Genomic DNA, 11,974 nt, shown 5'->3' with positions numbered 1-11,974 from the left:
CGTCAGAACCGGATCACCATCCCGACATGGCTGCGGGCAAAGCCGAGCCGCTCGTAGAAGCGCTGGGCATCAACGCGGCTCTGATGCGTGAGCAGTTCCATCAGCGCGGCCCGCCTGGCGCGCGCCTCACCGATCGCCCATTGCAGCAATTGCTCGCCGATGCCGCGGCCGCGTCGGTCCGAGGCGACGCGGACATCCTCAACCAGCGCGCGGCTCGCGCCCTGCGAGCTCAGGCCCGGCAGCAGGCAGAGCTGCAGGCAGCCGACCACCCTGCCCGCCTCCTCCGCGACCACGAGCTGCAGATTGGGGTCGCGCGCAATCCTGTCAAAGGCATCGAAATAACTCTGCGGCAGCGGCTCTTCGATGCGCTCGCGCCCGCGGCCGAGGTGATCGTCCGCCAGCATGGCCACGATGGCGCCGATATCGTCGCGGCGCGCCGGGCGGATGGCGATGGCACTGGTTTTCGACATGGATGACCTGCGGTGTGTCAGCGGACCGGATCGAGGCCGAGCTCGGCCTCCGCATCGCCGATCCAGCGCCGGATCGCGCCATAACGAGAGAGATCGAACGCGCCCTCATGGGCGAGGCGCGTATAAGCGAGCAGCGCGATATCGGCGAGCGAGAGTGCATCACCGGCGAGATAGCGCGCATCGGCCAGCCGGCGCTCCATCACATCGAGCGCGGCATAGCCGCGCGTCTCCAGTTTCGGATCGAGCGTGTCGACCGACTTGCCCAGATATGTCAGGTGAAAGCGGCGCACTGCGATATAGGGCTCGTGGCTGTATTGCTCCCAGAACAGCCAGGCGTCCATCTGCGCCGCGGTGAAGGCGTCAGCCGGGATGAGCGCACTGTCGCGTGCCAGATAGCGGATAATGGCGTTGGATTGCGCCAGGCTGCGGCCATCGTCGAAGACGACGGTCGGCACCTGTCCCCATGGGTTGAGCGCGAGGAAGTCGGCGGTGCGGGTCTCGCCCTTCACCACGTCGACATCGATCCAGCCATAGGGCAGCGCGAGGTGATCGCAGACCCACTTGACCTTGAGACAATTGCCGGAGATGCGATCGCCGTAGATTTTCATGCCTGCCGCCCCGTGATCATCCACAGAGCAGCAGGTGAACGTCGTGGTGTCAACCGCCGGAAGCGATCAGCAGACCGCCAGAAGTCTCAGAACTTGTAGCCGAGGCCCGCGCGAACCGTATTGATGTTGGTGTCGACCGTGGTGGTGAAACGGACGTATTCGTATTCAAATCGGGCAAACAGTCCGGCGACCAGATTGACATCGACGCCGAGGCCGGCGGAATAGCCGTAGATGAGGCGGTTGTGCTGGGCTTCCGACGTGCTCAGCGTGGCGCAGAACGGCGGCGTTGCGCTGTTGCAGGGTGAGACCGCAACGGCAAAGGTCGTCGCGTAATTGTCGTTGACCGTCACGCTGCGGCTGATGTCAGCATTTCCCAGCGCCAGACCGAAGAACGCGTAGGGCAAGAAGCTGTCAAAGGCGTAGCCGGCGCGGCCGCGGATGGTCGCCATGTCGGAGATCGATATGGACGAGGTCGCCGTCGAGGTGATGGAATCATAGAAACCATTTAGAGGCGAATTGAACGCACGCGACATGCTCGCGGTCGCCGTGCCGCCAAAGGAGCCGTGCATGTAGCTCATCTCGACGCCGAGCACGACGTCATCCCATTGGGAGTTATATCCGGCGAAGGCTCCATAGGCGCTGGTGTGTCCCGTCGTCTTGCCGAAGGGTAACGGCCATCTCGACACGCCATAGGCGCTTTCGATGTCCGTGTTGGCGAGCAGAGCGGCTGCCATCGTCTGATTGCTGCCGCTGAATTTCTCGTCGGACGACCCGTAACCGCCCTGGACGCCGACATAGTAGCCGTCCCAGTTGACGCGCGAGGTGGACAATCCCTCGGTCAGGCCGCCCCGCAAAATCGGAAGATCGGGGAGATCGGCGGCATGCGCGGCGGACACAACACTGGACACCACGACCGCCAATACCAGGCTACGCATTGCAACGCTCCAAATCGGATACTTGAACTGTGCCAGGGATCATCGCGCGTTAACCTTAATCATTCGTTGTCAAGTGCCAATTTTTGCCGACTCTTTCTCCTCGTCGCCGGACAAAAGCAAACGGCGCGGGACAGATCCCGCGCCGTTGTTAGCTCGTCGCCTGTTAGTTTCAGACCGCGCATCAGCCCTTGCGGATCAGCGGCATCATGGGCGGCGGAGGCGGCGTATCGAGATCCCAGCGCACGCCGAGCTTCAAGTCATGCGAGGTGATGTCCTTGAACTTGAAATAATTGCCGGTGGTGTTGCCGACGTAGTCCGACAGCACGCCGGTCCGTCCCTCGCCCATGTTGACGTAACTGTAGGCGAGTTCGAGCACCAGGTTGGGATTGACCTGATAGGCGAGACCGGCGTGAGCCGCCCAGGCGAAATTCCACTTCGAGGCGCTGGGCGCGCTGGCGAAGCTCGCGGTCGTGAACGGCAGGTTGTTGATACCGGTATCGGTGAAGTTCGAGATCGTCACGCGGGCGCCCCCGACGCCTGCGCCGATGAACGGCGTCACGCACCACCAAGTGCCGAGATCGACATAGGCATTGGCGAGGACGAGCCACTCGGACTTGCTGGCGCTGTAATTGTCGATGCCGTTATAGGCGAGCCCGCCGGCGGTGCCGGTGAAGCGGTCGGTGCCCTTGAAGTTCGAATTCCCGCGATACTGCCCGGTGATATCGGCGCGGAACCAGTTGTTGAAACGGTAGCCGACGCCGACCCCGTAGATGCCGGCGGTGTCGAACGCGGAGGTCTGGTTGAACGATGTCAGCTGCGAATAGGCCGATTCGCGGGTGTAGTGGACGTCTCTGGTCCGCTGGTTGCTGAAACCGATTTCACCGCGCAGATACCAGCCACCGAAATCTGCCGGCGGCGGCGGCGCGTACATCGGCGGCGGTGCAATAGGAAGGTCCGCCGCGAAGGCGCAAGTGGAAAACAAGGTGGCCGCTCCGGCGGCGAGCAAAGACTTTACGCTACGCATTGGCTTCATTCCCTTTGCCGATGCGGAGCCTGAAAAAGCTCCCCATCAAAACCGATGTCGGCAAGAATGGCAGCGAATGCTTAAGCGGCGCTTAACCCTAATAATTAGGGTTGACAATTCGTGATCTCGAGGCGGTCCCCGAGTTTACTAACGATGTGTTGAGAGAGGTCGAAGGCACACCTCTCTTGATTGCACTAATTAGTTCTCACACACGAGGCGTGCAGACATGAAAGCGCCGGCCTTCAACAGGTGACGGCCGGCGCGAAAGCAGCCCGCGAAGGTTCAGTGATCAGGCAGCCGCCGCCTGTCCGAGCGCATCGACGATGGTATCAACGACGTCCTCGACCAGGATGCGATCGTCGCCCTCGCCCATCACGCGGATCACGGGCTCGGTGCCGGACGAGCGGACCAGCAGACGGCCGTGACCATTGAGGCGCTGGTGCCCGCTCTCGATCGCGGACTTCACCTCGGCGTTGTCGAGTGGTTTGCCGGCGCGATAGCGCACGTTCTTCAGGATCTGCGGCAGCGGATCGAAACGATGGCACACCTCCGACACCGGCCGGCGCAACTTCTGCACGGTCGCCAGCACCTGCAAGGCCGCGACGAAGCCGTCGCCTGTCGTCGCATAGTCGGAGAGAATGATGTGGCCGGACTGCTCGCCACCGAGGTTGTAGCCGTCGGCCAGCATGCGCTCGAGCACGTAGCGGTCGCCGACCGGCGTGCGCACCAATTCGAGCCCCTGCCCCTGCAGAAAACGTTCGAGCCCGAGATTGGACATCACGGTGGCGACGATGCCGGGCCGCGCCAGGCGGCCGTCTTCCTTCCAGCTCTGCGCGATCACCGCGAGCAGCTGGTCGCCGTCGACGATGTGGCCGCGCTCATCGACCAGGATCACGCGGTCGGCGTCGCCATCGAGCGCGATGCCGATATCGGCGCGCATCTCGCGCACCTTGCGGCACAACGCTTCGGGCGAGGTCGAGCCGCATTCCTTGTTGATGTTGAAACCGTCCGGCTCGACGCCGATCGCGATCACATCGGCGCCCAACTCCCACAGCGCTTCCGGCACGACCTTGTAAGCCGCGCCATTGGCGCAATCGACGACGACGCGCAGCCCGTCCAGCGAGATGTCGCGCGGCAGCGTGCGCTTGGCGAATTCGATGTAGCGGTCGTGAACGCCGTCGATGCGGCGGGCGCGCCCCAGGCTCGCGCTCTGCGCCAGCTTCTTCTCGAGCGACTCGTCGAGCAGCTGCTCGATCTGCCTCTCGACATCATCGGACAGCTTGAAGCCCTGCGGGCCGAACAGCTTGATGCCGTTGTCCTCGAACAGATTGTGCGAGGCCGAGATCATGACGCCGAGATCGGCGCGCATCGACTTGGTCAGCATCGCCACCGCCGGCGTCGGCATCGGGCCGACCAGCAGCACGTCCATGCCGACCGAGGTGAAACCCGCCACCATGGCGTATTCGATCATGTAGCCGGACAGGCGGGTGTCCTTGCCGATCACGACGCGATGGCGATGATCCCCCCGCTGGAACAGAAGACCGGCGGCCTGCCCGACCTTGAGCGCGAGCTCCGGCGTGATCAGACCGTTGGCGCGGCCACGAATCCCGTCGGTCCCGAAATAGTTGCGGCTCATAGAACCCCCAGCATGCCCTAGAATCTGTTTGCCGGCCAAAGGCGAATCACGCCGCCGATCATGGCCGACCTGCCGGGAGTTATAGTCTCCTTAATCCCGGGTTGGCTTCAAAAAATGTGATGAATCGTTACCGCGAACCCGTAAATTTACGGTTAAATCTTTGTTAATGCTCAGGTTTACCCGACCAGCCGGAGCTACTTCCGGCGTGGCTTCTCCCCTAGCGAAGGCGCCGGCTGGGCCGCGCTGACCGGATCGGACGCCGGGAACGTCTCCTCCAATCCCTCTTCGAGCTGCTCCTCGAGCCGCGCCTTCTTGGCGTCCTCGTCCGACTTGCGTGTACCCATGGCCGCACTCCCATGTTCGCCGGTTCGAAGTTCGATTTGGCAGCGACGTCAAAGATGCTAGATGACACCCCGCTTTCAAAAAACAAGACGGTTATCGGGGGCCGAAGGACGCCAATGAAGCACATCACCTGCATCGAAGATCTCCGCCTGTTGCACAAGCGACGGGTGCCGAAGGCGTTCTTCGACTATGCCGACCGCGGCTCCTATGCCGAGGAGACGCTGCGCGCCAATCGCGAGGACCTGCAGAAGATCAAATTCCGCCAGCGCATCCTGGTCGATGTCAGCAAACGCGATCTCTCGACCACGATCCTCGGCGAGCCCTCGGCCCTGCCCATCATTCTCGCGCCGGTCGGGCTGCTCGGCATGCAGCATGGCGATGGCGAGATCCATGCCTGCCGCGCCGCGCAGGCCGCGGGCATCCCGTTCACGCAGAGCACGATGTCGATCTGCTCGATCGAGGACATCGCAGGGAGCGTCGAAAAGCCGTTCTGGTTCCAGCTCTACGTGATGCGGGACCGCGGCTTCATCAAGGACCTGATCGAGCGCGCGAAGGCTGCCAAGTGCAGCGCGCTGTGCCTGACCGTCGATCTGCAGGTGATCGGCCAGCGCCACCAGGACATCAAGAACGGCATGACCGTGCCGCCGGAATGGTCGCTGTCCAAGCTGTTCGACTTCGCCACCAAGCCCGCCTGGGTGAAAGGCGTGCTGCAGGGCAAGCGCCGCACCTTCGGCAACATTGCCGGCCATGTGAAGAACACCGAGGACCTCAACAAGCTCTCCGCCTGGACCGCCTCGCAGTTCGACACCTCGCTGAACTGGAAGGACGTCGACTGGATCCGCTCGATCTGGCCGGGCAAGCTGATCATCAAGGGCATCCATGACGTCGAGGATGCCAAGCTCGCGGCCGCAACCGGCGCGCAGGCGCTGGTGGTGTCGAATCACGGCGGCCGTCAGCTCGACGGCGCGCCGTCATCGATCCATGTGCTGCCGGGCATCGTGGAAGCGGTCGGCGATAAAATCGAGATCATGTTCGACGGCGGCATCCGCTCCGGCCAAGACGTGATGCGCGCGCTCGCGCTCGGCGCCAAATCCTGCATGATCGGCCGCGCCTATGCCCACGGCCTCGGTGCCGGCGGGCAGGCCGGGGTGGCGAAAGCAATCGACATCATCAAGAACGAGCTCGCCGTCACCATGGGCCTGTGCGGCGTCAACGCGATCGCGGAGATCGATCGGCACGTGCTGGCGGATTGAGGTGAGGCTCCCGCCAAAAAACCGCTGTCATCCCGGGCAAGCGAAGCGCGACCCGGGATCCATAACCACAAGAGGTCATTGTCGAGCAGGCTGGAGCTACATCGTGCTCAACAACGAGACCCTGTGGCTATGGATCCCCGCGTTCGCGGGGATGACATTGCTGAGAGATCACGCGTAAACTACTCACAGCGTTATCTCGGACAGTCCGTAAGACCAGTCCCAGAACCGAGAGATCCCGGGTTCGCGCTCTGCGCGCCCCAGGACGACCGCTTCGCGGTCACATCGGGGGGGTAATGCCGTCGCGGCCGACATTGACACGGTTGGCTTCCAGCACGTCGTCTTTCTTGGTCGCGCCGAAGATGATGATGTGGGCGCCCGGCTTCACCTCGGACTTGTCGCTGGCGACGAAGGTGACGACCGGCGTCTCCGGCGGCACCAGGACCTTCTTCTCACCATCCTTGTACTTGACCAGGATGTTCTGGCCGTCCGTGCCCTTCACCGTCTGCGCCACGGTGGCGTTGGTCATGGTCGAGTTCGGCTGCCGGTCCCAGGGCCGGAAGCCTTCTGCCGCGCCACGCTGGTTCTCCGGGAAGATGTGCACGGCGATCGCCTTCTGCGTGCCGTCGGGCTGCGGCATGCCGGTGACGCCGATATAGGAACCTTCCTTGATTTCGGACAGCGAGGTCTTGACCACGGCGAACACGGCGACGTCATCGGTCATCTTCACCTTCGTATCATTGCCCTCGCGGGTCTTGATGGTCAGCATCGGCCCATCGATGGCCTCGATGGTGCCGCGAATGCGCACAGTGGACGGCTGCTGCGCAAGCGCCAGCGTGGAGACCAGGCTCAACGCGAGCACCGCAAGACCCGACTTCAATGATAACAGCTTCGACATGACCCCTCCTGAGGGATATTGGGACGACTCACGACACCGCAAACCCCGCCGCGTCAGGGCTATTCCTGCACAGCGAGGTCTTGGTCCGGACGTCGTGTATTACGAACCGCAGTGGCGGCTGTTACTTACGATTTCGGTATTCGCGGTCACATCGGCGGGATCAGGCCGTCGCGACCGACGCTGACGCGATTGGTCTCGAACGAGCCGTCCGGCAATTGCTTCATGAAGGCGATCACCTGGGCGCCGGGCTTGAGGTCGGATTTCTCGCCTGGCACGAAGGTCACGACCGGCGTGTCGGGGGAGACATCAACCTTCTTCTCACCGCCCTTGTATTTGACCAACAGAGTATGGCCATCATTGGCGACCACGCTGTCGGACACGGTCGCATTGGTCATGGTGGAGTTCGGCTTCAGGTCATAGGGCCGCGAACCCTCGCCGGTGCCGCGCATCGCCTCGGGGAAAATGTGAACCTCGACCGCCTTCGGCGCACCGTCCGGTCCCGGCACCGTTGTGGCGCCGATGAAAGAGCCGACCTTGACGTCTGACAGCGAGGCCTTGACGATGTCGACCACGTTCATGTCGGCAGTCATGTGCAGCTTGTAGTCCTCACCACTGCGCGATTTCACGGTGATCACATCGCCCTCGATGCTCTCGATGGCGCCGCGTACACGCGTCGGCACCGGTGCCTTTTGTGCGAGCGCGAATACTGTGGTCGCCGCAACCATCGCGACAGCGAGCAGCGGGCGGCCAAACTGGAATTGAACAGGCATCAGGAATCTCCGGGGCAGAACCATGCGTGCCGCACGCCTCGACGGCGCCGGCGCAGCAAGCAAATGGATCGAATGCAGCGTTACGAGGAGTATGACGCCGTATCCTCGCACCTATTCCCGGCTCAAGCCTTTGTGAGGTCGGCTTCGACCAACGCGCGCAATTCGGATGTTACCTGCGGGCGCGTGCCGAACCACAGCTCGAAACCGCGCACGGCCTGGTGCAGCAGCATGCCAAGCCCGTCGGCGGTGCGCAGGCCCCGCGCCCGTGCGGCAGCGAGCAGCGCGGTCTCGAGCGGCACATAAACGAGATCGGCAACCACGGCTGACGATGGCAATGCGGCGACATCCACTTGCAACGGCGGCTGTCCGCGCATTCCGAGCGAGGTGGTGTTGACGAGCAGACCTGCGCGCGGCAGCAGCGCGGTGACATTCTCCCAGCCGGCTGGTTGCACCCGCTCGCCGAATTGATCGGCCAGCGTCTGGGCCCGTGCCGCCGTGCGATTGACGAGATGGATGCGGGCGACGCCGCGCTCGATGAGCCCGAACACCACCGCCCGAGCCGAGCCGCCCGAGCCGAGCACCAGCGCCTCCTCGGTACGATCCCAGCCCGGTGCCGAGGCATCGAGACTATTGATGAAGCCCTCGACGTCGGTGTTGGTCGCTCGCAGCACGCCATCCTCGAACCAGAGCGTGTTGGCGGCGCCGATCGCGCGCGCCCGCGCGTCCGGCTGGGAGAGCTCCAGCACCCGCTCCTTGTGCGGGATGGTGACATTGGCGCCGACGAAGCCGCGGCCCGCGAGCTGGCCAATGAAGGCGGCGAGATCCTCCGGCGGCACCGCCTCGATCACATAGCCGCCGACGATGCCGAGCTTGTGCAGCCAGTGATGATGAATCAGCGGCGAGCGCGAATGGGCGGCGGGCCAACCGATCAGGCAGGCGATGGGAGCTTTGGGCGCAGTCATGGCAGTGACATCGGTCAAGCCGTCCCATGAGTCAATCCTTGCGTCCCTTGCGCCGCCGCGCCGCAATGGCCAGCACCGCGCTGAGGGCGAAGGCCACCGCCGCGGCGAACCAGATCGCCGCCAGGTTGATCCGCGGATAGGCCAGAGCTCCGACCACGCAGCCGGCCACCAGCGCCGCCCACAACAGCAGGTTCGGCGTCCAGCCGAAGCGCGAGCCGCCGGTCAACGCCACTGCCATCAGCTGCCCGACCTTGACCAGCGCGCCCGTGACATAAGTGAGACCGAGGCCGCCGCCACCCTCGATCTGGAACACGGCGTTCTCGAGCCCCATCGCCATCACGATCCCGGCGATCGCAAGGCCCGACATGCCGAAGGCATGCGATAGCGCAGCCCCGGCCAGCAGCGCGCCCTCGATCAGCAGGATCCAGCATTGGCAATACGAGCTGCGGCTGCGCACGACCAGGCTGCCGCCCGCCGCACCGGCAACGAACAGCGCGATCAGGCCCGCCGCACCTGTCGCCTCCCACCAGCGGCCTTCGGCCAGGCTGACGCCCAGCCGCGTCGAGTTGCCGCTCATGAAGGAGACGAACAGACCTCCGAGATGCAGAAAGCCGATGCCGTCGACGTAGCCGGCGAGCGCGCTCAATGCACAGGCGAGCAGGATGTTGCGGCTGTTGTCGAGCATGAGCGGACCAACGCGATGTCATGGCGCCGGTTCAAGTCTCGGCCAAGTCCACGCAAATGACCAAGTCCGCGCAAATGAGAAGGCGGCCGCTCAGCTCGCCGGCAGCCCGTCCGTGGCGAGTTCCGGCGCCGGCTCGCCGCCCTTGATGTCGGCCACCGCGCGTTCGATCGTCTCGCGGTAGCGGACCAGCGGCGGCCGCACGCCATGGGTCAGCAGCTCGCGACGCACCTTCGGCGAGGCGCCGGTGATGAACAGTTTGATGCCCCGGCGCCTCGTCTTCGCCGCCACCCGGCCCATCGCATTGGCGGCGGTCGAATCCAGGAACGGCACGGCGGAGAAATCGACCACGAAGGCCTTGCGGCGATCGGCGATCGAATCCAGCACGGTGCCGACCGTCGAGGCCGCGCCAAAAAAGAAGGCGCCGGTGATGCGATAGACGAGCACGTCCTTGTCGGCGCTGAGCTGGGAATTGTAAGGCACGCGCGCTGCGTCGAAATCCGACCGGTCTTCCGCAGCCAGCGGGTTGCCATCCTCGACGCCGGTCATTTGCGCCATGCGATGGATGAAGATGACGGCGCCGAGCGCAAAGCCGACCAGGATGCCCTCGGTGAGATCGCGGAAGATGGTGAGCAGGAAGGTAGCGAGCAGCACCAGCGCGTCGCCCCAGGACGAGCGGATCAGGGTGGCGAATTCGCGCTTCTCAGCCATGTTCCAGGCGACCACCACCAGCACCGCAGCAAGCGCCGCGAGCGGAATGTAGCTCGCGAGCGGCGCCGCGATCAGCATGAACGAGAGCAGGAACAGCGAATGCAACATGCCGGAGACCGGCCCGCGCGCGCCGGCGCGGACATTGGTCGCCGTGCGTGCAATGGTTCCGGTGACGCAGATGCCGCCGAACAGCGCCGAGCCGATATTGGCAAAGCCCTGCGCCACCAGCTCGCAATTGGAGCGATGGCGGCGGCCGGTCATGCCGTCGGCCACGACGGCCGAGAGCAGCGACTCGATCGCGCCCAAGAGCGCAAACGCAATCGCGTCCGGCAGCACGGCCTGCACTTTGGCCAGCGAGAACACCGGCAGCACCGGCAGCGGCAGCTCGCGCGGAATGCCGCCGAAGCGGGTGCCGATGGTTTCGACCGGCAGGTTGAAGGCCCAGGTCATGAAGGCGGCGACTGCAACCGCGATCAGGATGCCGGGCCAGGTCGGCCGCCATTCCTTGATCACGATGATGATCGCAATCGACAGCACCGCGAGTGCGACCGCCGCTGCGTTTGCGGTCGGCAGGCCATGCGCCAGCGCCGCGAGCTTGGGGATCAGCTCGCCCGGCTCCTTGCCCGCAAGCGTGATGCCCAGGAGGTCCTTGAGCTGGCTCGCGAAGATGATGACGGCGATGCCGGCGGTGAAGCCGACCGTCACCGGATATGGAATGAACTTGATGTAAGTGCCGAGCCGCAGATAGCCCGCGACCACCAGCATCGCGCCCGCCATCAGCGTCGCAAGGATCAGGCCGTCGACGCCCTGGCGATCGACCGTGAGCGACACCAGCACGATGAAGGCGCCGGCCGGACCGCCGATCTGGAAACGGCTGCCGCCGAGCAGGGACACCAGGAAGCCGCCGACCACCGCGGTATAGAGCCCGCGTCCGGGTGCGACGCCGGAGGCGATCGCGATCGCCATCGACAGCGGCAGCGCCACGATCGCGACCGTCAGTCCCGACATCGCGTCGGCCCGGAGGTCAGCGAGGCCGTAGCCCTCGCGCAGCACGGTCAGGAGTTTTGGCGAATAGAGTTCGGCAAAGGTCGGTTGATGAGTTCCCACCCGGCTCCGACTTACAGGCTCGCTTGCGATGTCCATTACCCACAATGCTCCCGTCGCATCGTCGGACTGGCGCTATGCCGCGCAACGATGCCTCATGCACGAGGGAAGCGCGCTGACTTCACCGTGCGGCGCGAGACGCCTACAGCGCGTCATCGCGCTCAGCCTCAATTTGAATGCCCACCCGGCGGGGCGGTCCCGGTTCCCGCAGGCGAACCCCGCGCCCGCCATTCTCGGAGCGCGCATGTTCGCCGATCAGATCCACACCCGCACGATTGAACGCATCGACGACCTTGGTCAGCGTGTCCACCACCCCGCGGACGTTGCCCGTCGAGGCTTCCATCCGCTGAATCGTCGGTAAGGACACGCCGGCCAGCTCGGCCAAGGTTTTCTGATCTATCCCGAGCAGCGCGCGGGCTGCCCGCATCTGGAACGACGTGATCACGATGGCCTCACGTAACATGCACCATATTTGATGCTTCAAACAAAGACAATGATGTAAAATACATCACATATGGTTGCGCAAAGCAAGCGGAGCGCCCGCCCCGAGTAGCCGCATGTCGATGAATGAGAAAGCGCGAT

The 11,974-nt window shown here is 64.2% G+C and carries 13 protein-coding genes; 1 reads left to right on the top strand and 12 read right to left on the bottom strand.

All coding sequences use genetic code 11. The annotated features are described in order from the left end of the window. Nucleotides 1–2: 2 nt before the first annotated feature. From P6U24_RS10220 to P6U24_RS10195, 6 genes are all read right to left on the bottom strand, one after another. A complete protein-coding gene (locus P6U24_RS10220) occupies nt 3–470 on the bottom strand; it encodes a GNAT family N-acetyltransferase (protein WP_407159001.1) in 468 nt (155 codons plus the stop codon). Nucleotides 471–487: 17 nt separating this feature from the next. Continuing rightward, the gene (locus P6U24_RS10215; protein ID WP_407159000.1) at nt 488–1,078 is read right to left on the bottom strand and encodes a glutathione S-transferase family protein; all 591 of its coding nucleotides are present in this window, start codon (nt 1,076–1,078) and stop codon (nt 488–490) included. Between the two features lie 86 nt (nt 1,079–1,164). After that, complete coding sequence (locus P6U24_RS10210; RefSeq protein ID WP_407158999.1) at nt 1,165–2,013, bottom strand: outer membrane protein; 849 nt, start codon at nt 2,011–2,013, stop codon at nt 1,165–1,167. Between the two features lie 181 nt (nt 2,014–2,194). Beyond that, nucleotides 2,195–3,037, bottom strand: coding sequence for an outer membrane protein (locus tag P6U24_RS10205; RefSeq protein ID WP_407158998.1), 843 nt, complete (start codon nt 3,035–3,037; stop codon nt 2,195–2,197). A 289-nt stretch (nt 3,038–3,326) separates the two neighbouring features. Then, a complete protein-coding gene (glmM, locus tag P6U24_RS10200; RefSeq protein ID WP_407158997.1) occupies nt 3,327–4,673 on the bottom strand; it encodes a phosphoglucosamine mutase in 1,347 nt (448 codons plus the stop codon). Between the two features lie 194 nt (nt 4,674–4,867). Then, complete coding sequence (locus P6U24_RS10195; RefSeq protein ID WP_407158996.1) at nt 4,868–5,017, bottom strand: hypothetical protein; 150 nt, start codon at nt 5,015–5,017, stop codon at nt 4,868–4,870. 114 nt (nt 5,018–5,131) lie between these two features. Here P6U24_RS10195 and P6U24_RS10190 point away from each other — a divergent pair, with 114 nt between their 5' ends. After that, complete coding sequence (locus P6U24_RS10190) at nt 5,132–6,268, top strand: L-lactate dehydrogenase (protein WP_407158995.1); 1,137 nt, start codon at nt 5,132–5,134, stop codon at nt 6,266–6,268. A gap of 277 nt (nt 6,269–6,545) precedes the next feature. Here P6U24_RS10190 and P6U24_RS10185 read toward each other — a convergent pair whose 3' ends face one another. From P6U24_RS10185 to P6U24_RS10160, 6 genes are all read right to left on the bottom strand, one after another. Then, on the bottom strand, nt 6,546–7,163 hold the full coding sequence (locus P6U24_RS10185; RefSeq protein WP_407158994.1) for a hypothetical protein: 618 nt from the start codon (nt 7,161–7,163) through the stop codon (nt 6,546–6,548). Nucleotides 7,164–7,309: 146 nt separating this feature from the next. Continuing rightward, nucleotides 7,310–7,888, bottom strand: coding sequence for a hypothetical protein (locus P6U24_RS10180; protein ID WP_407160415.1), 579 nt, complete (start codon nt 7,886–7,888; stop codon nt 7,310–7,312). A 167-nt stretch (nt 7,889–8,055) separates the two neighbouring features. Further along, nucleotides 8,056–8,895 carry a shikimate dehydrogenase gene (locus P6U24_RS10175; protein ID WP_407158993.1) on the bottom strand — a complete coding sequence of 280 codons (840 nt, stop codon included), beginning with the start codon at nt 8,893–8,895 and terminating at the stop codon, nt 8,056–8,058. Nucleotides 8,896–8,926: 31 nt separating this feature from the next. Beyond that, the gene (locus P6U24_RS10170) at nt 8,927–9,580 is read right to left on the bottom strand and encodes a YoaK family protein (protein WP_407158992.1); all 654 of its coding nucleotides are present in this window, start codon (nt 9,578–9,580) and stop codon (nt 8,927–8,929) included. A 90-nt stretch (nt 9,581–9,670) separates the two neighbouring features. Further along, the gene (locus tag P6U24_RS10165) at nt 9,671–11,431 is read right to left on the bottom strand and encodes a SulP family inorganic anion transporter (RefSeq protein WP_407158991.1); all 1,761 of its coding nucleotides are present in this window, start codon (nt 11,429–11,431) and stop codon (nt 9,671–9,673) included. 103 nt (nt 11,432–11,534) lie between these two features. Further along, complete coding sequence (locus P6U24_RS10160) at nt 11,535–11,837, bottom strand: helix-turn-helix domain-containing protein (RefSeq protein ID WP_407158990.1); 303 nt, start codon at nt 11,835–11,837, stop codon at nt 11,535–11,537. Nucleotides 11,838–11,974 lie beyond the last annotated feature (137 nt).

The organism is Bradyrhizobium sp. STM 3557 (assembly GCF_045571465.1).
GTDB lineage: Bacteria > Pseudomonadota > Alphaproteobacteria > Rhizobiales > Xanthobacteraceae > Bradyrhizobium.
This window is presented reverse-complemented; position numbering and strand designations above follow the sequence as displayed.

Bases quoted from the DNA above. Each gene is read 5' to 3' on its own strand.
- P6U24_RS10220 (WP_407159001.1), bottom strand. From the start codon at position 470: ATGTCGAAAACCAGTGCCATCGCCATCCGCCCGGCGCGCCGCGACGAT.
- P6U24_RS10215 (WP_407159000.1), bottom strand. From the start codon at position 1,078: ATGAAAATCTACGGCGATCGCATCTCCGGCAATTGTCTCAAGGTCAAG.
- P6U24_RS10210 (WP_407158999.1), bottom strand. From the start codon at position 2,013: ATGCGTAGCCTGGTATTGGCGGTCGTGGTGTCCAGTGTTGTGTCCGCC.
- P6U24_RS10205 (WP_407158998.1), bottom strand. From the start codon at position 3,037: ATGCGTAGCGTAAAGTCTTTGCTCGCCGCCGGAGCGGCCACCTTGTTT.
- glmM (WP_407158997.1), bottom strand. From the start codon at position 4,673: ATGAGCCGCAACTATTTCGGGACCGACGGGATTCGTGGCCGCGCCAAC.
- P6U24_RS10195 (WP_407158996.1), bottom strand. From the start codon at position 5,017: ATGGGTACACGCAAGTCGGACGAGGACGCCAAGAAGGCGCGGCTCGAG.
- P6U24_RS10190 (WP_407158995.1), top strand. From the start codon at position 5,132: ATGAAGCACATCACCTGCATCGAAGATCTCCGCCTGTTGCACAAGCGA.
- P6U24_RS10185 (WP_407158994.1), bottom strand. From the start codon at position 7,163: ATGTCGAAGCTGTTATCATTGAAGTCGGGTCTTGCGGTGCTCGCGTTG.
- P6U24_RS10180 (WP_407160415.1), bottom strand. From the start codon at position 7,888: ATGGTTGCGGCGACCACAGTATTCGCGCTCGCACAAAAGGCACCGGTG.
- P6U24_RS10175 (WP_407158993.1), bottom strand. From the start codon at position 8,895: ATGACTGCGCCCAAAGCTCCCATCGCCTGCCTGATCGGTTGGCCCGCC.
- P6U24_RS10170 (WP_407158992.1), bottom strand. From the start codon at position 9,580: ATGCTCGACAACAGCCGCAACATCCTGCTCGCCTGTGCATTGAGCGCG.
- P6U24_RS10165 (WP_407158991.1), bottom strand. From the start codon at position 11,431: ATGGACATCGCAAGCGAGCCTGTAAGTCGGAGCCGGGTGGGAACTCAT.